The following is a 22375-nucleotide window of genomic DNA, read 5'->3' on the forward strand; positions in this document are numbered from 1 at the left end:
GTCAATTGCCGGGATGCTCTTTATAATCCGCGCCAGGTCGTACATCTATATAGACAACAACAGAACACATTACAGAGGTTATCATGGCTATTGAACGTACTTTTTCCATCATCAAACCAAACGCGGTGGCAAAAAACGTTATTGGGAGCATCTTTGCGCGCTTTGAAGCAGCAGGGTTCAAAATCGTCGGGACTAAAATGCTGCACCTGACCGTTGAGCAGGCGCGTGGTTTCTATGCTGAGCACGATGGCAAACCGTTCTTTGACGGTCTGGTTGAATTCATGACCTCCGGTCCGATCGTTGTTTCTGTTCTGGAAAGCGAAAATGCCGTACAGCGTCATCGCGATCTGCTGGGCGCAACCAACCCGGCGAATGCGCTGGCCGGTACTCTGCGTGCAGACTATGCTGACAGCTTCACCGAGAACGGTACTCACGGTTCCGACTCCGTTGAGTCAGCGGCGCGCGAAATCGCCTATTTCTTTGGTGAAGGTGAGGTTTGCCCGCGCACTCGCTAATCTCCCGCGTCTTTCACGTCGCAGATGCGTTGGCTGCATTCGTTTACCCCGGTCACATAGTTTTCTATGCTCCCGGGGATGCTTGAACTTGCCGCCTTCCTGCGACGCGAAATCCTTTGGAGATGAATTAGCGATTTACATATTATTTTCGCTAATGCTTCGTGCAAACGTGGCATCCCTGCGCCAGACTTTGTACAATGCAACGCCCCGGAAGAGCAGATCGCTTGCCGGGGCGTTTCTTTTTAACCCTCCACGGGCCACAACGTGTAACAACGAGGCCGGAAAAAATTATGTCTGAATTAGTTAACACCTCTGAAGTCGTCATTCCTGCGGTTCCAAATAAAAATGGAAAAATTAACCTGCTGGATCTGAACCGTCAGCAAATGCGCGAATTCTTCAAAGAGATGGGCGAAAAACCGTTTCGTGCCGATCAGGTCATGAAGTGGATGTACCACTATTGCAGCGACAACTTTGATGACATGACTGACATCAATAAGGTGCTGCGTAACAAGCTGAAAGAAGTGGCTGAAATTCGCGCCCCGGAAGTGGTGGAAGAGCAGCGTTCTTCTGACGGTACGATCAAATGGGCTATCGCTGTTGGCGATCAGCGCGTTGAAACGGTGTATATCCCGGAAGACGATCGTGCGACCCTGTGTGTTTCTTCACAGGTCGGTTGCGCATTAGAGTGTAAATTCTGCTCTACGGCGCAACAGGGCTTTAACCGTAACCTGCGGGTATCGGAGATCATTGGTCAGGTCTGGCGCGCGGCGAAAATCGTCGGCGCGGTCAAAGCAACGGGCGTGCGTCCTATCACCAACGTGGTGATGATGGGGATGGGTGAGCCGCTGCTCAACCTGACCAACGTAGTGCCGGCGATGGAAATCATGCTGGATGACTTCGGTTTTGGGTTGTCCAAGCGTCGCGTCACGCTCTCCACCTCGGGCGTTGTCCCTGCGCTGGATAAGCTGGGTGATATGATTGACGTCGCGCTGGCGATTTCTCTGCATGCGCCGAACGATGAAATTCGTGACGAAATTGTACCGATCAACAAAAAGTACAATATCGAAACATTCCTTGGCGCGGTTCGTCGTTATCTGGAGAAATCCAACGCTAACCAGGGCCGTGTGACCATTGAGTATGTGATGTTAGATCACATCAATGATGGCACTGAACACGCGCATCAGCTGGCAGAACTGCTGAAAGATACGCCGTGTAAGATCAACCTGATCCCGTGGAACCCGTTCCCGGGCGCACCGTATGGTCGTAGTTCTAACAGCCGTATCGATCGTTTCTCCAAAGTGTTGATGAGCTATGGTTTCACCACCATTGTGCGTAAAACACGTGGCGATGACATCGATGCAGCCTGTGGTCAGTTGGCGGGCGACGTTATCGACCGTACCAAGCGTACTTTGCGTAAGCGTATGCAGGGCGACGCTATCGACATTAAGACCGTTTGATGTTGGCGCACTACGGTATAATTCCTGTACCGTAGTGCAACGTAAGCCATATGAGGTTTTTTGTTGTCGTCGTCAGGTCAATAATAACGGTGCGTTTTTGTCGACTTTAAGGCAGTATGTAACGGCGTAACAAGTGTTTAGCCCTCAGGTTTACGCCGTTTTGTCATTGATAGTCTGACCGTTTTATACTGTCTGACGAAGGTTAACTGACCAGATGTTTCGCGGTGTGGGTGAGCATTGTGGCTCGCCGGCATCAGAACCCAAATATTACGCAGCTGTAGCGAATGAATACTGAAGCCACGCACGACAAAAATGAAACACTATCCACCGGCATTCGTCTGCGCAATGCCCGTGAACAACTCGGATTCAGCCAGCAGGCAGTCGCGGAGCGACTTTGCCTGAAGGTCTCCACGGTACGCGATATTGAAGAAGATAAGGCGCCAGCCGATCTCGCTTCAACATTCCTGCGCGGGTATATCCGTTCTTATGCGCGTCTGGTGCATATTCCTGAAGAAGAACTGTTGCCAGGGCTGGAAAAACAGGCTCCGATTCGTCCTGCCAAAGTCGCACCGATGCAGAGCTTCTCGCTCGGTAAGCGTCGTAAGAAACGCGACGGCTGGTTAATGACCTTTACCTGGCTGGTACTGTTTGTCGTTGTCGGACTGACTGGCGCCTGGTGGTGGCAGAACCATAAAGCGCAGCAGGAAGAGATCACCACCATGGCCGATCAATCCTCCGCTGAGTTGAATGCCGGTAAAGAGGGTGCGCAGAATGTACCGTTAGATACCAGCGCTGCAGCAAGCCCGGATACCACGTCGGCTGCTGAAAATGGCGCGGTAACGGATTCAGCGCCAGCGCAACAAGATACCGCAGCGGCTCAGGCCCCGGCTGCTGATGCGCAACAAAACGCCGTCGTTGCCCCTTCTCAGGCTAACGTCGATACTGCAACTACAGCGCCAGCTACCGCGGCACCGCTGCCGACCGATCAGGCAGGTGTGACTACACCTGCAGCCGATCCTAACGCGCTGGTGATGAACTTTACCGCCGATTGCTGGCTGGAAGTCACCGATGCGACCGGTAAAAAACTGTTCAGCGGGATGCAGCGTAAAGACGGCAATCTGAATTTGACCGGTCAGGCACCATACAAACTGAAGATTGGTGCTCCGGCGGCAGTGCAGATTCAGTTCCAGGGTAAACCTGTCGATCTGAGTCGTTTTATCAGAACTAACCAGGTTGCGCGTCTGACCGTTAATGCCGAACAATCACCGGCTCAGTAACAGACGGCAATGCGGGAGATTTTTTAATGCATAACCAGGCTCCAATTCAACGTAGAAAATCGACACGCATTTACGTTGGGAACGTGCCGATCGGCGATGGTGCGCCCATCGCCGTACAGTCTATGACTAATACGCGTACCACGGACGTGGAAGCGACGGTTAATCAGATTAAAGCACTGGAACGCGTAGGCGCAGACATTGTTCGTGTCTCTGTACCGACAATGGATGCCGCAGAAGCGTTCAAGCTTATCAAACAGCAGGTTAACGTCCCGCTGGTTGCCGATATACACTTCGACTATCGTATCGCACTGAAGGTGGCGGAATACGGCGTTGATTGCCTGCGTATTAACCCAGGTAATATCGGCAGTGAAGAGCGTATTCGCATGGTGGTGGATTGCGCTCGTGATAAAAATATTCCTATCCGTATCGGCGTCAATGCCGGATCGCTGGAAAAAGATCTGCAGGAAAAATACGGTGAACCGACGCCTCAGGCGCTGCTGGAATCCGCTATGCGCCACGTGGATCACCTCGATCGTCTGAACTTCGATCAATTCAAAGTTAGTGTTAAAGCGTCTGACGTTTTCCTCGCCGTAGAATCCTATCGCCTGCTGGCGAAACAGATCGATCAACCGCTGCATCTGGGGATCACCGAAGCTGGTGGCCTGCGTAGTGGTTCGGTGAAGTCCGCGATCGGCCTTGGCCTGCTGTTATCTGAAGGGATCGGCGATACGCTGCGTGTTTCTCTGGCGGCCGATCCGGTGGAAGAGATCAAAGTTGGTTTCGATATCCTGAAATCGCTGCGCATTCGCGCGCGCGGGATCAACTTCATCGCTTGCCCAACCTGTTCACGTCAGGAGTTTGACGTTATCGGTACGGTTAACGCGCTGGAGCAACGCCTGGAGGATATCATTACGCCAATGGACGTTTCGATCATCGGCTGCGTAGTAAACGGCCCTGGTGAAGCGCTGGTTTCTACGCTGGGCGTGACGGGCGGTAACAAGAAAAGCGGCCTGTATGAAGACGGCGTGCGTAAGGACAGACTCGATAACGACGACATGATTACGCAGCTTGAAGCCCGCATTCGTGCCAAAGCAAGTATTCTGGACGAAGCGCGTCGTATCGACGTGCAGCAGCTTGAAAAATAACAACGTGATGGGAAGCGGCATGCTTCCCGTGTATGATTGAACCCGCATGGCGCCCGCATTGTTCGGGTTAGCGCTGAGGGTTCATTTTTATATTCATAAAGAGAATAAACGTGGCAAAAAACATTCAAGCCATTCGCGGCATGAACGATTATCTGCCTGGCGAAACCGCCATCTGGCAGCGCATTGAAGGCACTCTTAAAAACGTGCTCGGCAGCTACGGTTACAGTGAAATCCGCTTGCCGATTGTAGAGCAGACCCCGTTATTCAAACGCGCGATCGGTGAAGTCACCGACGTGGTTGAAAAAGAGATGTATACCTTTGAGGACCGTAATGGCGACAGCCTGACGTTGCGTCCTGAAGGGACTGCGGGCTGCGTACGCGCCGGCATCGAACATGGTCTCCTGTACAATCAGGAACAGCGTCTGTGGTATATCGGGCCGATGTTCCGCCACGAACGTCCGCAGAAAGGACGCTATCGTCAATTCCATCAGCTGGGTGTCGAAGTGTTTGGCCTGCAAGGCCCGGACATCGATGCGGAACTGATTATGCTGACCGCTCGCTGGTGGCGCGCGCTGGGTATTTCTCAGCATGTCAGCCTGGAGCTGAACTCAATCGGTTCGCTTGAAGCCCGCGCTAACTACCGTGATGCGCTGGTTGCCTACCTGGAACTGCACAAAGAGAAACTGGACGAAGACTGCAAGCGCCGTATGTACACCAACCCGCTGCGCGTTCTCGACTCCAAAAACCCGGAAGTACAGGCGCTGCTCAACGACGCGCCTGCACTGGGCGACTATCTGGATGACGACTCGCGCGAGCACTTCGCGGGTTTGTGCAAACTGCTGGAGTCCGCAGGCATTGCCTACACCGTCAATCAGCGTCTGGTTCGTGGTCTTGATTACTACAACCGCACCGTATTTGAGTGGGTCACCAGCAGCCTGGGCTCTCAGGGTACCGTGTGTGCCGGTGGTCGTTACGACGGTCTGGTAGAGCAACTTGGCGGTCGTGCAACGCCTGCCGTGGGCTTTGCTATGGGTCTGGAACGACTTGTTTTGTTAGTTCAGGCAGTTAATCCGGAATTTAACGCAGATCCTGTTGTCGATATATACCTGGTCGCTTCAGGGGCGGACACGCAGTCGGCAGCAATGACGCTTGCAGAACGTCTGCGCGATGAAGTTCCTGGTGTGAAACTGATGACAAACCACGGTGGCGGCAACTTTAAGAAACAGTTTGCCCGTGCCGATAAGTGGGGCGCCCGCGTTGCACTGGTACTGGGCGAGTCCGAAGTGGCTGACGGTACTGTTGTAGTGAAGGATTTGCGCTCTGGTGAGCAAACGGCAGTAGCGCAGGATAGCGTTGCCGCGCATTTGCGCACTTTACTGGGCTAAGGAGAAGGACAGCGTGGAAATTTACGAGAACGAACACGACCAGGTTGATGCGGTAAAACGCTTCTTTGCTGAAAACGGCAAGGCGCTGGCTGTTGGGATCATTTTAGGGGTTGGCGCGCTGGTTGGTTGGCGTTACTGGACCAGCCATCAGACGGAGTCCGCACGCTCTGCTTCTCTGGCGTATCAAAATACGGTGACTGCGGTTAGCGCGGGTAAACCGGACAGCATTCCTGCCGCTGAGAAATTTGCTGCAGAGAATAAAAATACCTATGGCGCGCTGGCTTCACTGGAACTGGCGCAGCAGTTTGTTGACCAAAATGAACTTGAGAAAGCCGCAAGCCAGCTGCAACAAGGCTTGGCTGCGACCAGCGATGAAAATCTCAAAGCAGTGATAAACCTGCGTCTGGCTCGTGTTCAGGTTCAGCTTAAACAGGCTGATACCGCGCTGAAAACACTCGAAACCATTAAAGGTGAAGGGTGGGCGGCCATTGTTGCCGATCTGCGTGGTGAAGCGTTGCTGAGTAAAGGCGACAAACAAGGTGCGCGTAGCGCATGGGAAGCGGGTGTGAAAAGCGATGCCTCTCCTGCTCTGAGCGAAATGATGCAGATGAAAATCAATAATTTGTCCATCTGAGAGGGACCCGATGCAATTGCGTAAATTACTTCTGCCAGGGCTGCTTTCCGTTACCCTATTGAGCGGCTGTTCACTGTTTAGTGGCGAAGAAGATGTCGTTAAGATGTCCCCATTACCGGTGGTTGAAAACCAGTTTACTCCGTCTACGGAATGGAGCACCTCTGTAGGAAACGGTATTGGTGATTTCTATTCCAATCTTCATCCTGCGCTGGCGGATAACGTTGTCTATGCTGCCTCTCGCGCTGGTGTAGTTAAAGCGTTGAACGCAGGCGACGGCAAAGAAGTCTGGTCTGTGAATCTGGGTGAGAAAGATGGCTGGTTCTCCCGTGCATCTGCACAGCTTTCTGGCGGTGTAACCGTGTCCGGCGGTCATGTTTATATCGGCAGTGAAAAAGCACAGGTTTATGCGCTGAACACCAGTGACGGTACTACCGCATGGCAGACGAAAGTCGCTGGTGAAGCGCTGTCTCGTCCTGTTGTGAGCGATGGCGTGGTATTGATCCACACCAGCAACGGTCAGTTGCAGGCCTTAAACGAAGCCGACGGCGCCATCAAATGGACCGTTAACCTCGACATGCCTTCTCTGTCTCTGCGTGGCGAATCCGCTCCGGCAACCGCCTTTGGCGCAGCTATTGTTGGCGGTGATAACGGTCGCGTAAGCGCCGTGCTTATGCAGCAGGGCCAGATGATTTGGCAGCAGCGTATCTCTCAGGCGACAGGCCCAACGGAAATCGATCGTCTTAGCGACGTTGATACCACGCCGGTTATCGTCAATGGCGTTGTTTACGCGCTGGCTTATAATGGTAACCTGACGGCGTTGGATCTGCGCAGTGGTCAGATCATGTGGAAACGCGAACTGGGCTCGGTGAATGATTTCATCGTCGACGGTAACCGTATCTACCTGGTTGATCAGAACGACCGCGTGCTGGCACTGACCACCGATGGCGGCGTGACGCTGTGGACGCAAAGCGATCTGCTGCACCGTCTGCTGACGTCCCCGGTATTGTATAACGGCAATCTGGTCGTCGGTGATAGCGAAGGCTACCTGCACTGGATTAACGTTGACGATGGCCGTTTTGTTGCCCAGCAGAAAGTTGACAGCTCAGGTTTCCTGACCGAGCCGGTCTCTGCTGATGGTAAACTGCTGATCCAGGCGAAAGACGGTACGCTGTACTCTATTACGCGTTAATCGTCGCGGCCGCTCGCTTTGAAAAACGGCTCCTGGTGCAGGGGCCGTTTTACTGTTTTTAACAACGGAGCAAAAATGTGCCCGTTGTCTGATGATTTTTTAAATGAGGCTTTAAACATGGTACCTGTGGTCGCGCTTGTCGGGCGCCCTAACGTTGGCAAATCCACGTTATTTAACCGTCTAACTCGCACCCGAGATGCGCTGGTTGCGGATTTCCCGGGTCTGACTCGTGACCGTAAGTACGGTCGTGCGGAAATTGAAGGCCGCGAGTTTATCTGTATTGATACCGGCGGTATTGATGGCACCGAAGACGGTGTTGAAACCCGTATGGCGGAACAGTCGCTGTTGGCTATCGAAGAAGCGGACGTTGTGCTGTTCATGGTGGACGCGCGTGCTGGCCTGATGCCAGCGGATGCAGCTATTGCGAAACATCTGCGCTCGCGCCAGAAACCGACGTTCCTGGTAGCCAACAAAACTGACGGACTCGATCCTGACCAGGCGGTTGTTGATTTCTACTCTCTGGGTCTGGGTGAAATTTATCCGATCGCGGCGTCCCATGGTCGTGGCGTTCTCAGCCTGCTGGAGCATGTACTGCTGCCGTGGATGGACGACGTTGCTCCGCAGGAAGAAGTCGACGAAGACGCGGAATACTGGGCGCAGCTGGAAGCCAAAGAAAATGGCGAAGAAGAGCCTGAAGATGATTTCAATCCGCAGGATTTGCCGATCAAACTGGCGATCGTGGGTCGCCCGAACGTAGGTAAGTCCACACTTACTAACCGTATTCTTGGCGAAGATCGTGTGGTGGTTTACGACATGCCGGGGACCACGCGTGACAGTATTTATATTCCGATGCAGCGCGATGAGCGCGAATATGTGCTTATCGATACCGCGGGCGTGCGTAAGCGCGGCAAAATTACCGAAGCGGTAGAAAAATTCTCAGTTATCAAAACGCTGCAGGCGATTGAAGATGCCAACGTGGTGATGTTGGTGATTGACGCACGCGAAGGGATTTCCGATCAGGACCTGTCGCTGCTGGGCTTTATCCTCAACAGTGGGCGCTCACTTGTTATCGTTGTGAACAAGTGGGATGGTCTGACGCAGGAAGTAAAAGAGCAGGTCAAAGAGACGCTGGACTTCCGTCTGGGCTTTATTGATTTTGCACGCGTACACTTTATCTCTGCGCTGCACGGCAGCGGTGTGGGTAATCTGTTTGAATCGGTCCGTGAAGCTTATGACAGCTCCACCCGTCGCGTGAGCACCGCGATGCTGACGCGCATTATGACCATGGCAGTAGAAGATCATCAGCCGCCACTGGTGCGTGGTCGTCGTGTGAAGCTGAAATACGCCCACGCGGGCGGTTATAACCCGCCAATCGTGGTGATTCACGGCAACCAGGTCAAAGACCTGCCGGATTCCTACAAACGTTATCTGATGAACTATTTCCGCAAATCTCTGGACGTAATGGGGACGCCGATCCGTATTCAGTTCAAAGAAGGGGAAAACCCGTTTGCCAACAAACGCAATACGCTGACTCCGACTCAGATGCGTAAACGTAAGCGTTTGATTAAACACATTAAAAAAAGCAAGTAATCGTTGCTGATGCAGATGAAAACCCGCGCTTGTCGCGGGTTTTTTTTCGTTATTCCAACGTCAACCTCAGCCCGCGCAATGTCAATCACTATTCGTTTTTTACCAAGTTTAAATCTAAGAAAGTAGACAATTGTCGAGTTTTCATCTTAAAGTCCCCCGGTTGGTACTAGACAAAACTACTGCCAGGTTATCAAATGGTTAAATAAATCTTCGCCGCATGTAAAAAATCGACCAGCTACGTAACTGGTCGGCGTACATCGCGGTGTTTACACGCACGACGACATAACTTTCGGGAGAATTATGCAATCCTCTGTTAATCAAAAAGAAAGCCGAACTTTCTTCGGTCATCCTTATCCGCTCGGCTCATTGTTCTTTACTGAGATGTGGGAGCGTTTTTCGTTTTATGGCATTCGTCCGTTACTGATCCTGTTTATGGCGGCTACCGTTTATGACGGCGGCATGGGACTGGCGCGTGAAAATGCCTCGGCGATTGTCGGTATCTTTGCCGGTACCATGTATCTTGCTGCGCTGCCAGGTGGCTGGCTGGCGGATAACTGGCTTGGTCAACAAAAAGCGGTATGGTATGGCTCCATCCTGATAGCACTTGGTCACCTGTCGATTGCACTCTCGGCCATCATGGGTGACAACCTGTTTTTTATTGGCCTGATGTTCATTGTGCTCGGTTCTGGCCTGTTCAAAACCTGTATCTCGGTGATGGTGGGTACGCTGTATAAAAAAGGCGATGCGCGCCGTGACGGCGGTTTCTCGCTGTTCTACATGGGTATCAACCTGGGTTCCTTCATCGCGCCATTGATCTCCGGTTGGCTGATTAAAACTCACGGATGGCACTGGGGTTTTGGTATCGGTGGTATCGGAATGTTGGTGGCGTTGCTCATCTTCCGTATCTTTGCCGTTCCGGCGATGAAACGCTACGATAGCGAAGTGGGCCTGGACTCGACCTGGAACAGCCCGGTTGTGAAACGTAATGGTGTGGGCGCGTGGCTGCTGGCGCTGGCAGTTGGTGTAGCAATTGTTGTTACCCTGATTGCGCAGGGAGTGATTGTGATTAACCCGGTCGCGGTTGCCAGCATGCTGGTGTACGTGATTGCCGCGTCAGTTGCGCTTTACTTTATCTATCTGTTCGTCTTTGCGGGGCTGAACCGTAAAGAACGCGCCAGGCTGCTGGTTTGCTTTATCCTGCTGGTTTCCGCTGCGTTCTTCTGGTCTGCCTTTGAGCAGAAACCTACCTCGTTCAACCTGTTCGCCAACGACTACACTAACCGTATGATCGGCGATTTTGAAATCCCGGCAGTATGGTTCCAGTCGATTAACGCTTTGTTCATCATTCTGCTGGCCCCGGTATTCAGCTGGGCGTGGCCAAAACTGGCGAGCATGAATATTCGCCCAAGCAGTATCACCAAGTTTGTCATCGGCATTCTCTGCGCAGCGGCGGGCTTTGGTGTGATGATGCTCGCGGCGCAAGACGTGCTGGCAAATGGCGGCGCGGGTGTTTCTCCATTCTGGCTGGTTGGCAGTATCCTGATGCTTACGCTCGGCGAGCTGTGTCTGAGCCCAATTGGTCTGGCGACCATGACGCTGTTGGCACCGGAAAGAATGCGTGGACAGATGATGGGTCTGTGGTTCTGCGCCAGTGCGCTGGGTAACCTGGCCGCGGGTCTGATTGGTGGTCATGTGAAGGCCGACCAGCTTGATATGCTGCCAGATCTCTTCGCGCGCTGCTCGATTGCGCTGCTTATCTGCGCCGCGGTACTGATCGTTCTCATTGTTCCGATTCGTCGCATGCTGGAGAATACACAGACTAAACCGGCAACTAGCGCCTGATAGCACCTCGATGATGCCGGGGCAGACGTTATGCCCCGGTAATTCAACTTTTGAGGTGAGAACATGCTGTTAGGGTTTGTTGGGCTGGGCGCAGTCGTTGAAACGGCATACTTGCCCGCATTACGTAGCCGCTTCGGTGATTCATTACGCTGTGTGGGGTTTGATGTTCAACCCACAAAACAGCCAGCAGGCGTGACGCGTTGTACGTCGCTCGAAGAGCTGTTTACTCAGCCTCTTGATACCCTGTTCATCACGACCGCATCCTTGCATCACCTTGAGGTGCTTGAACAAGCCCTGGCCTCTCCCATCGCTCGTATCGTGGTTGAAAAACCTATTGTCGCCACGCTCTCCCAAATTGAAAAACTGAAAATGCTGCTGGCTCAACCAGGAGCCGCCGACCGTGTACTGGCACTCGACCACTGGATGGCGCGCATCGAAATGGTGAAACGAGGGGTGGTCAGCACTTTTGCCGAGATTGTGAAAATCGAAGGTTTTTTGCAGGAGCCAAGTGGATTTAACGTCGCAGGGGAGCCGATAGCGCTTAACTTTGCCACCGGTGAACCGGACACGCGTGAACTTCGCCACCCGGATGGCGTGATTCTGGATATCGGTACGCACGTGTTAGCAATGCTGCGGGAAACGGTACGGTATCTGGGAGGGAATAATGAGATGGTGCTGCGGTTAGTGAGTGCTAAAGACCGTCTGGGACGTGAGATCCCCCGGAGTGACCTGACCACGGCAGAAGGCGAGGCGCATCTTCAGGGGCAGATTAGCGGCATTCCACTGGATATCTGGCTCAACAAATATGCGGGGCCAGCTGGTGGGCAAAAAGGTCTGCGGCTTTATCTGCGTGACGGACGTATTATCAGCCATGACCGACGCGGTACAGAAGATGTACTGGAAGTGATTGACGGCGAGGCGGTACAACGCTGGAGTATTACCGGTACGATTTACGCCCATTGTCTCGCTGAGCAAATTCTGGGAGCGCAAAGTTTGTTTGAACGTTGTCCGCAGGAGGTGAGCCAAACGACACTGCGCAGGCTGGAAGAAGTGGAGTGCCTGTTAACATTGCAGCAGCAGTTACGTGGGCCACATTAAGCGCATGGTGTTAAAATAAAATCAGCAATACATTTTCTGTATAAGGACACGATATGTCGATTACCTGCCCGGATTGTCATGCAGAGCTGGAGCCACAAAATGGTGTGGCGCACTGCGAGCATTGTCACAAAGATATTCAACTGGAAGCGCGTTGTCCGGAATGCCATCTGCCACTGCAAGTATTAAAAGCCTGCGGAGCGGTGGATTATTTCTGTCAGAATGGTCATGGACTGATTTCGAAGAAACGCGTGGAATATAATGCCGTAATATAAATTATATTATGAATAATTTTTGCTGATTAATATTTTTATGAATACTAATCAGCTTTAACTATTATTACAAATGTTTTATCTTGCTTTGATAATTCGGCTGATTTTTAGGATTATATTTAGGTTGTAAAGGCATTCATTAGGGTGAATCATAAATATAATGTTCCTGTTGTACAGCAACTTTGTTAATACAGGAACATGTTATGGCCCGAAGGGTGCGCTTTGTTATCTTGCTCGTGCTATCCGTTTCTGGCGCAGTTATTGCCGGGGACAATATTGTTGCGCCTGCAGCAGCAAATGACATAAGCGAGTCTACGTTGCCCGATCTCGGCAGTGAATCGGTACAAAAAGAACAGCATAATAACGAAGATCAATCTATTAAAGAGAAAGGTGCCGACTATTTTATTAATTCTGCGACACAAGGCTTTGAAAACCTGACGCCTGACGCGTTGAAATCACAGGCGCAAAGCTATTTGCAAAATCAAATTACCTCCTCCACGCAATCGTATATAGAAGGGTTAATGTCACCGTACGGAAAAGTACGGACCAGTTTATCTGTTGGCGAAGGGGGCGATCTTGATGGTAGCTCTCTCGACTATTTTGTTCCCTTATACGACAACCAATATACATTGATTTTTAGCCAAATCTCCGCGCAGCGTAAAGAGGATCGGACCATTGGAAATATCGGTTTTGGCTTGCGTCAAAATGTGGGGGATTGGTTACTCGGCGGCAACGCTTTTTATGACTACGATTTTACCCGTGGGCACCGTCGCTTAGGTTTGGGCACTGAGGCATGGACAGATTATCTGAAGCTCTCTGGCAACTATTACCATCCACTTTCTGACTGGAAAGAGTCTGAGGATTTCGAGTTTTATGAAGAGCGCCCCGCCCGGGGATGGGATATTCGGGCTGAAAGCTGGCTGTCATTTTATCCACAGCTCGGTGGGAAATTAGTCTACGAGCAGTACTATGGCGATGAAGTGGCATTATTTGGTACCGACAATTTACAAAAAAATCCCCATGCGGTAACCGTTGGTCTCAATTACATGCCTGTGCCGATGGTCACGTTGGGTACAGATTACAAAGCCGGCACTGGAGATAATGCCGACCTTAGCATCAACGCAACCGTCACTTATCAGTTAGGTACGCCCCTGGCGGCTCAGCTTGATCCGGAAAACGTAAAAATTCAGCGCTCTTTAATGGGCAGTCGTACCGATTTTGTCGAGCGTAATAATTTTATCGTTCTTGAATACCGTGAAAAGGATCCCCTTGATGTTGCGTTATGGCTCAAAGCCGATGCGACCAATGTCCATCCTGAATGCGTAATTGAAGACACGCCTGAGTCTGCGGTGGGACTGGAGAAATGTAAGTGGACGATCAATGCGCTTGTCTCTCATCACTACAAAATCATCTCCGCCTCCTGGCAGGCAAAAAATAATGCCAATCGCACATTAGTGATGCCAGTGGTAAAAGCTGATGCCCTCACTGAAGGGAATAATAATCGCTGGAATCTGATCCTCCCTGCGTGGGTCAATGCGGATACAGAAGCACAGCGTACAGAGTTAAATACCTGGAAAGTGCGCATGACCCTGGAAGATGAAAAGGGGAATAAGCAAAACTCGGGTGCTGTGGAAATTACCGTCCAGCAGGATCGTAAAATCGAATTGATTGTCGATAACGTCGCTGACGCCGATCGTACCGATCATAGCCATGAGGCCAGCGCTTTGGCGGATGGCGTCGATGGTGTTGTGATGGACCTGGTGCTGACCGATTCATTTGGGGATACGACCGATCGTAACGGCAAAGCGCTGGTGGATGAGGCTATGGCGCCTGAACTCTATGACAGCAATGACAAAAAGGTGTCGCTTTCCTCCAGCGCTTGTACCGCCGAATTGCCCTGCGTCTTCATTGCCAGCCGTGACAAAAAGGCGGGAACCGTCACGCTCTCCAGTACGCTTCCTGGTACGTTTCGCTGGAAAGCGAAGGAAGACGCCTACGGCGACAGTAATTATGTTGACGTGACGTTTACCGGTGATGCGCTTGATGCGTTGAATGCGCTCATTTATCAAATGAACACATCTTCTCCCGTTAATTTGAGCGGCAAACAAGATAGACATCCTGTCGTCAATAATACCTATCGATTTGTACTGTGGCGTGATGCCAATAAAGACGGCGTTTTCCAGATGTCAGAACAACTGACAGAAGATGAAATGTCGCTTTATGACTATCAATGGGAATTTACCGGGCAAAGCGCGACGGGAAATACCGGAGCACAAGCCAATACCCGCAATGAAGATCTGGTGTTGCCAGCAACAAATAGAGAGGCTGCGCAAAAATTCGCTGCTCATGAGCAGGATGGTATTCAGGGCTATGGCATACGCGTGGTGTATAGCCAGAAATAGTGTCAGCGTAGTGGCTGACCAGCCAGTCGCTGAATGTTGAAGAAAAAGGAGAGTCTTGATGCAATTAGTATTAAAACGGCGGCTGACGAAGGTCGCACTGGCGTTGGCTGTGGCAGGGTATTGTGCTGTGCCTGCAGTCGCGGCTAATGGGAGTCTGAAAGCCGGTCAGTGGCAAAGCGCGACAGAAAGTACCGGTACTATTCAAGGGACTATCCCGTGGATTACACGGGCTGCAGATAAAACGGCGGAAACGGATAAAGCACATGTCACGGTGACGATTGACCGTGGTAGTCGAACCGTGGCAACTGAAGGTGACCGGCAGTTTCACGCGGGCGACAAAGTGACGGTCAACTGGGCTATCGGCGATGCGGAAGGTGACCTGGATGCGGATAACACGGCGACCAAAGCGACTGTGCAGTGGATGAGCTATAGCGATCAGAATGGCGGCGATGCACAAGAGATAGGTACAAAAGGCAGCGGCACCTATGAAATTCAGGCTTCGGATGCCGATCGCTACATCGGTATTAAAATTACGCCTACCACAACTACCGGCGATCCGAATGTTGCCGCAGAATTGCTGCTAAACGATCTGTCGACCAACGCTGGCGGTGGTTCTGACGATGATGACATTCCGGAAGGTCCGGTGGTCGATGAAAATGTCCACGTCGTCATCTACGAGGCGGGTACAACAACCAATCTGTTGGGCACGAGCACCAAACTTAAAACCAACACCACCTATAAAGTGCTGCTGTGGAAAGATAAAAACGCCAGTCGCTCTTACGATGCAGGTGAAGAAGTTACCAGTGATTACAACTACCGCTGGAAATTCACCGGTAACAGTCTGCAGTTGGGCACTGTGGGTGGGATTGTCAACGCTACCTACAACAATAGCGATCTGGTTATTCCGCTTACCAACGCCGAAGCGAAGGCTGCCTTCGATAATGCCGATGGCGTTACCCTCGGCAACGATGGCGTCCAGGGCTATGGCTTGTCTATCGACTATCAACGTAAATAAAACCGTGCAGGACCGCTTCCTTGGGGAGCGGTTTTTCCGCGCCCTTTGTTTAGCTTGGGGTTAAGCAAAGTGTGTTGAAACGCGAACACAAAATAAATGGGTAGTGACTGCTCAAGGATGGGGGATCTGGCAGGTGAATAAAGTTTATCGCTCTTTACTGGCGTTAGCTCTGTTAATGGGTGCAGTGCCGGTACTTTCTGCACTAAAAAGTGGGGCATGGCAGGAGTTGCGCACAGCTACGGATGCGATAAACGGCACCCCGCCGACGGCGGACAGCGCGTTCGTTCCGGTTTATCAGGGCAGCGTTGTGCTCTCTCCCGGTGAAGCGCACGCTGTGGCCTTCAGCGCGATGCCCCGCGACTTCAGCGTTGACGATTCAGCCAGCGCACTGCAGTTGGCTAATCCGCTCGATACCGAGGGCGATCTGTTCGCCATACCGCCGCTGCGCTGGGAAAGCGAACAGGCGCCCGTTATCAGTTTAGTTTGGGCAGATGCCGCCACACCGGATGAACCGCTTAACCCGCAGCCGGTCGCCAATAAAACGTTCTGTGCGCAGAATATGGCCGGCGGGCATTACGTGGTCTGGCCGCAGCTGGAAGATAGCAGTGCGCTACCCGCGCTTTACCTCATTACGTCGACGGGAACACCGAACAGCAATACGGTTGCTTTAACCGAACAAAAAGTGGCGATTGACGTAGCTACCGCCGTGGGCGAGCCACTGTCACTCAGCGCCGTACCGATGGACGACACGTTAAAAGCAGCCAAGGTCAAAGCAGGGGAAAGTATCACGCTGACCGTTACCACCCGCGAGTGCGCCGGTAACGTGGTGGGCAATACCGCATTTATTATTACCCGCAGCGATGCGCTTAACCGCCAGAACATCGTCAACAATAATGCACCGGTACACGTTGGTGATACGGAACTGACCACCACGGCGACGGAATATCACGGTGTTACGGGCGCTGACGGCAAAGCGACAGTGACCGTCACCCAGGCAAACGGCCCCGGCGTAAAAACTACCCTGACGGTGATGCCGGCAAACAATACGGTGCTAAAAGACAGCGTCGATGTCATTTTCACCACCCTGACCAGCCCGGACAGCGACAAAGCGGCGATGTGGGGGCATATGGACGAAAGCGCTACGGCAAACGTCGATGGCGTCACCTATACCTTCACGCGTCCAAAACTGGCGGCGGAAACCAGTGGCACTAGTGCTACTTTTGCTGCCAACAATGAAATCTGGGCGCAGTTTACCTGGGATAGCGCGGATAACCACTGTGCTATTTTGCCGGATGCCGAACAGCTGGTGGCGCTGCGGGCCGCCCACAGCACCGCGGCGGCCTATCCCGGTTGGCCAATTGATACCTACTGGTCGTCCACGAAAGATCAGCTCGATATTTATCACTACGCCACCAGTATGGGGAGCGGGGCGGTGATACGAGAAAGCAACAGTACGGCTTTACTGGTGAGTTGCGTGGATAAAGCGCTGCCTTTAGCGTATCCACAAATCACGCTTTCTCCCGATGCGCCATACAAGGCGGAAGTCGGCGAGATGATTGATGTGATAGCCAGCGTGGTTGACCGGAATACCAATAAACCGTTGCCTTATCGTTATCTTGAACTGTTTGTCGACCCCGCCTCTAACCGTAAAGGGGAGCATAAAGATGAGTGGGATAATCTGCGGGTCGTTGTCCGTAGTGATGATATGCGTGCATCGTCCCCGGAACACTATACTGGGGTAACGGACGCGAACGGTCAGGTACATTTGTCGTTAAGTCATGACAGTGGGGTGGGGGTAGAAACGCCGATCCGCATTATGATGGCGGATGATGAAGGCGCAAGCATCTCGTTCCCCTTTAATGTGATTTTTACGGTGATAACCAGCCCGGACGTTGACGGGGCGAATATGTATGGCCATATGCAACGGGGTATTGTGGAGAAGGGTAATCTCTACAAGCGTCCGCTATTGGCGTCCGAAACAAGTCATAAAACCGGTCAGCAAAGTGAAAATAGCGAAGAATGGGCCACCTTCGATTCTCTGATCTCTGCCACGAATCAGTGCGGCGCAGGGCAGGTACCTGATACGGGGTCGCTTGCAACGCTCTACGGCGAGCACCCTGATAATAAGCTCCTGACCGAATACGGCTGGCCGACGGCATCGGGGACCTATATTGCCGATGATGCCGCGCAGATGGCGTATTTCAATCTGGGCGATGGCAGTAAAGGTATCGGCGGAGTGGCCCATTATCTGACCTGTTCAGCCAATGAAATGGTGGCTCAACTGAGCGTCTATTTCAATGACGATGTCTCGTTACGCCTGCCCGTCGCCAAAGTTGGCGAGCAAATCAAAATGAACGTCCATTCACAAAATGCGCTGAATGGAGCAACGATAGCGAATGTGAAGTTTTCAGTCACCATGGGGCTCGGCAAAAATCGCAACGGGATGACCACCGGCTTTACTGACCCAAGTCAGGGGGAACTGCTATTTGACAGCGTTGCCTATGGCGCGGGTACATCTTCAATGACGTATGAGGGGACTACGGATGCTAACGGTGACGCGCAAATTATTCTTGAGCAGCCACGCGGCGTGGGGGTAATCACACCGCTAAGCGTAGTACCGATTGATTCACTGCTGAACTCGCCTATCTCGCGTAGCGTGAAGTTTACCGTTCCGACAAGCCCGGATACGCCAAAAGCCCATATGTGGGGGCATATGGCGGACGCCGTAACAGTGGATAATCTCACGTTTGAACGCCCGAAACTGGCGGCAGAGTCAGGGGCAACCCGAACCCAGGATGAAGCGAATGAAACCTGGGCTCGCCTCACACATGCCGATGCGCTGGGAAATACCGCAGCCGGGGGATGTGCACTTAATCGTCTGCCGCGTATCGACCAGCTTACCACTTTGTACAATGCCAACAATGACGGAGAGATACATACGGTTGCCGGATGGCCTGTGGGGCTTGACTACTGGTCCGTCACGTACGCCAGCCAGTCCAGCTGGCAGCAGATATCGTTGTCGGGTGGTGAGGTGACGGCGGGGGGCGATGTTTCGGATTACGTCAGTTGCCTGACCAGCGATAACCCAGCGGCGGCGTCCATCACCATTGAACCGGTGGATGCATCGCAGTGGTATGACAACAACGTTAATAGCGTACATGCGGTAAGAGTGAAGAAAGGCGAGACGCTACAACTGAAGGTCACGGTGAAAGACGCCAATGGAAACCCTGTGCCGCAAGCACCTTTTGTCATGAGCCGTGGTGATGGTTTTACCCGACAGAATGTTAAACATGCCGCTGGCAGCGGTGACAGTATTGTATCGCCGGTGGTCATTGACGGCGAATCTGTTAACGACACGGCGACGAAAATCGGCGGCCTGACGGGCGTGGACGGCAGCAAAATCGTCAATGTGACCCGCCCGGATACGCACGGCACTAAAGTGGCGATAACGGCGGCGCTGTACGGCAATGCCAGCGTGAGTGCCAGTCTCGACACCATCTTTACGGTGGTCACCAGCCCCGACTCGGACAAGGCGACGCTGTGGGGGCATATGACGGACACGCTGACGGCGGCAGACGGTACGAGCTACCACCGGCCGCTGCTGTACGCGGAGCTGAGTAATACTCTCAATGTGATGAGCTATACGGAAGATAACGAGGCGTGGTCCCGTTTTTACGGCCCTGATGGCCGCAAGAACAATGCGGAGATGTGCGCGGCCGGGTATTACCCTACCATCGACGCTCTGGATGCGCTTTATCGCCAATACCCGGACAGAAGCATCAAGACGGCACAGGGCTGGCCGATAGACTACTCCTACTGGAGTGGTAGCTATGTGAGTAAGTTTTCTTCTGAAGCGCCCATCGATTTTTATGTCGTTGATCTGGATGATGGCAGTCATCATTCGGTGTCGGCGACGGATACCAGCGCCATGCAGTACCAGATTTGTACGAGTACGGGGGCTACACAGGCCACGACGATCGCGCTGACCTCGACGGTGGCAATAGACGAAACCGCGCAAGCGGTGAAAGTGAAGACGGGTGAAAGAGTGCCGTTAACGATCACCACCACGGATGCTGTCGGTAACCCGGTAGGGAACGCTGCGTTTACCCTGACGCGTGACCGAGGTTCGATACGCGGCAACAGTGCGCTTACTTCCTGGACCATACCAACCATGGAGCTGGTGCTGACCGGACAGGCGCCGCAGACCTGGCTTTATAACGGCACCTATTATGGGGTCACCGGCCCGGACGGCACGCTGTCTCTTGATGTAGGTGAAGATACTGGGCCGGGGTTGAAAACGGTGTTGAACGCCAGCTTGTATAAAACCCCAGCGGCAACCTCGTCGCTGTCGACAGTGTTTACCGTACTTACCAGTCCAGACAGCAGTAAAGCCCAGATGTGGGGGCATATGCCGGAGACCTTCACCGCCAGCAACGGCGCGGAATTTATGCGCCCAAGGCTGAGGTATGAGCTGAATTCAACCACGGATACGGAGGGGGTCATACAAAACAATGAAATGTGGTATACGGTGAAAAATGTAAATAGCGGGCGCGGGGCCTGCACTATGAGCCAAATGCCGACGGCGGCCGATTTAACGTCGCTGTATAACGATCACCCGGATAGTGCATTAACCGCTGATTACGGTCTTCCGATGATCGCCTCGTATGGATGGTGGGCAGGTGATAAGACGCTAAGCGGGCAAACGTCATTATATCAATACATTAATTTTCGTAATGGTGTCATGAACACAACGGCATCTTCGTCCCCGACCAACGTAACGCAGCTGTGTCTGACGGCACAACGTGAGTATGCTATTACGCTTGACTCTTCCATGCCATGGAATGAGACGTACGCAAGCTTCATGGGTAAGAAAGGCGAAACGTTACCGCTAACGGTTAGCGTAAAAAATGCTGCCGGCATCCCACAGGCCAATACCGTGGTGGTGCTGGGGCGTTCTTCATCGACCACGCGAGCCAGTACGGTGATATCAAACAACCAGGCTTACATGACCTTGACGCCCGTTACGCCAGAGGGGAGTGCGACGAGTTTCAATTCCGGTTCGTCGAAATGGTATGGAATGACGGATGCTGATGGTAAAGCGCAATTGGCGTTAGCGCAGGACAATTCGAGCGGCCTGAAAACGACGGTAACCGCCACGGTGGAGGGAGACAGTTTAGCCACGGTGAGTAAAAACGTAATCTTTTCCGTTCTCACCAGCCCGGACAGCGATAAGGCCGCCATGTGGGGCCATATGCCGGAAACGGTGACTAACAGCGCTGGCGTTACATTCCATCGCCCTTATCTTGCTGCGGAGACGTCGGGCTACGCTTCCAGCGTCAACAGCGGCAATGAACGCTGGCCGTTGAGGTTGCAATCCACCACGCTGACGGCCGGGAAGTCCGACTGTGATGAGGCGTATCAGCCTTTATTAAGCGATCTGCAAACATTGTATGCAGATAATCCCAGCGGCGCATTGTTTGAACGTTATGGTTGGCCGGTGAATGAAAAATGGTTCTGGTTTGCGGTAGATCGCGCGGCGAATACCGGGAACTATCAGTCTATGCGGCTGGATGTGGGGAACGTATCGTCATCAAGTAGTTCAGGGAGTGTAACAGGGGCGCAGGTTTGCCTGGTCGACCCGCATTCACCGGTACCTGCGACGATTGAACTGACTTCCAGTATTGCCCTCGATACGGTAAGCGATGCGGTGAAAGTCAAAAAAGGAGAAGAGATCCCGCTCACCGTCACCATGAAAGACAGCAGCGGCAATCCGTCTGCGAATGCGGCATTTACGATTTCGCGTAGTCAAGGTCTGTCTCGCCGGGGGGAAGCGAAAACTACCGGGAACGGCGGCGTGACGGACGATCTTTTTCTGCAGGAACTGACGCCAGTGGCGACAACGGTGCTACTGGATGATCATATTGATGTCTATCACGGCGTGACGGGGGCGGGCGGTAAGGCGACGTTTAGCCTGCGTCAGGACACTGCGATGGGGCTGAAAACGGCGATTTCGGCGAAGATGGACGATTATCCTAATTTGACCTCTTCGCTTAACGTGATCTTTACCGTAATTTCCAGCCCCGATAGTGACAAGGCTCAATACTGGGGGCATATGCCGGAAACGGTGACCAGCAGCGATGGCGTAGTCTTTAAGCGACCACTATTGATGAATGAAGCGCCGTCGCATGATAACACCTTTGGTTCTTACAGCATTGGCAATGAAACTTGGTCATTGTTTAACCATGGTGGCGCAGGGTTGGCAAGTAAATCAGGCTGTTCCGATGATCATCAGCCGACGCTGAAAGAAATGCAAAGACTTTACAGTGATTACCCGGGCGGTCAATTAGGTGAACGTTTTGGCTGGCCGATCGATCGCTCAAATATTGCCTGGTGGGTATTCGACAGAGTGGGCCAGAACTACCAGACCATCGATCTTACCAGCGGCTATGTGAATGCAACGAAAACGGCAAACGATAATCAGGCACTGGTTTGCCTGATGAATCCACACGCTCAGAGTGTCTCAACTTTACGTGATAAGCATAAGCGGCAATAAGAGA

General features: G+C 52.6%; 14 protein-coding genes. All 14 read left to right on the forward strand.

Annotated features, from left to right (window positions below; all coding sequences use genetic code 11):
* Positions 1-83: 83 nt before the first annotated feature.
* A complete protein-coding gene (gene ndk / locus GFB57_RS10925) occupies positions 84-515 on the forward strand; it encodes a nucleoside-diphosphate kinase (RefSeq protein ID WP_003037710.1) in 432 nt (143 codons plus the stop codon).
* Positions 516-805: 290 nt separating this feature from the next.
* Positions 806-1972, forward strand: coding sequence for a bifunctional tRNA (adenosine(37)-C2)-methyltransferase TrmG/ribosomal RNA large subunit methyltransferase RlmN (locus GFB57_RS10930; protein ID WP_003037713.1), 1167 nt, complete (start codon positions 806-808; stop codon positions 1970-1972).
* Positions 1973-2256: 284 nt separating this feature from the next.
* Positions 2257-3249 (forward strand): cytoskeleton protein RodZ, encoded by a 993-nt coding sequence (gene rodZ, locus GFB57_RS10935; RefSeq protein WP_008319729.1) that lies wholly within the window; start codon positions 2257-2259, stop codon positions 3247-3249.
* A gap of 26 nt (positions 3250-3275) precedes the next feature.
* The gene (gene ispG, locus GFB57_RS10940) at positions 3276-4394 is read left to right on the forward strand and encodes a flavodoxin-dependent (E)-4-hydroxy-3-methylbut-2-enyl-diphosphate synthase (RefSeq protein WP_003037720.1); all 1119 of its coding nucleotides are present in this window, start codon (positions 3276-3278) and stop codon (positions 4392-4394) included.
* A 110-nt stretch (positions 4395-4504) separates the two neighbouring features.
* Positions 4505-5779, forward strand: a complete 1275-nt coding sequence (gene hisS, locus GFB57_RS10945) for a histidine--tRNA ligase (protein WP_003835173.1) — start codon at positions 4505-4507, stop codon at positions 5777-5779.
* A gap of 13 nt (positions 5780-5792) precedes the next feature.
* The gene (locus tag GFB57_RS10950) at positions 5793-6413 is read left to right on the forward strand and encodes a YfgM family protein (RefSeq protein WP_003037727.1); all 621 of its coding nucleotides are present in this window, start codon (positions 5793-5795) and stop codon (positions 6411-6413) included.
* A 10-nt stretch (positions 6414-6423) separates the two neighbouring features.
* Positions 6424-7602, forward strand: a complete 1179-nt coding sequence (gene bamB / locus GFB57_RS10955; protein WP_003037730.1) for an outer membrane protein assembly factor BamB — start codon at positions 6424-6426, stop codon at positions 7600-7602.
* A gap of 117 nt (positions 7603-7719) precedes the next feature.
* Positions 7720-9192, forward strand: coding sequence for a ribosome biogenesis GTPase Der (gene der, locus GFB57_RS10960; RefSeq protein ID WP_003037733.1), 1473 nt, complete (start codon positions 7720-7722; stop codon positions 9190-9192).
* A 300-nt stretch (positions 9193-9492) separates the two neighbouring features.
* On the forward strand, positions 9493-11034 hold the full coding sequence (locus GFB57_RS10965) for a peptide MFS transporter (protein WP_003037736.1): 1542 nt from the start codon (positions 9493-9495) through the stop codon (positions 11032-11034).
* Positions 11035-11097: 63 nt separating this feature from the next.
* Positions 11098-12132: a Gfo/Idh/MocA family oxidoreductase gene (locus tag GFB57_RS10970; RefSeq protein WP_003037740.1), complete on the forward strand. Its 1035-nt coding sequence runs from the start codon at positions 11098-11100 to the stop codon at positions 12130-12132.
* Between the two features lie 53 nt (positions 12133-12185).
* Positions 12186-12404, forward strand: a complete 219-nt coding sequence (locus GFB57_RS10975) for a zinc ribbon domain-containing protein (protein WP_003037742.1) — start codon at positions 12186-12188, stop codon at positions 12402-12404.
* A gap of 200 nt (positions 12405-12604) precedes the next feature.
* Positions 12605-14803: an intimin-like inverse autotransporter SinH gene (gene sinH, locus GFB57_RS10980; RefSeq protein ID WP_003037745.1), complete on the forward strand. Its 2199-nt coding sequence runs from the start codon at positions 12605-12607 to the stop codon at positions 14801-14803.
* Between the two features lie 58 nt (positions 14804-14861).
* Entirely contained in the window at positions 14862-15818 is a 957-nt protein-coding gene (locus GFB57_RS10985) for a SinI family autotransporter-associated protein (RefSeq protein ID WP_290366971.1), read from the forward strand.
* Positions 15819-15951: 133 nt separating this feature from the next.
* Positions 15952-22371: a DUF823 domain-containing adhesin gene (locus GFB57_RS10990; protein WP_003037751.1), complete on the forward strand. Its 6420-nt coding sequence runs from the start codon at positions 15952-15954 to the stop codon at positions 22369-22371.
* Positions 22372-22375 lie beyond the last annotated feature (4 nt).

This window comes from Citrobacter sp. S39 (assembly GCF_009495675.1).
In the GTDB taxonomy this organism is placed as follows: Bacteria; Pseudomonadota; Gammaproteobacteria; order Enterobacterales; family Enterobacteriaceae; genus Citrobacter; species Citrobacter freundii.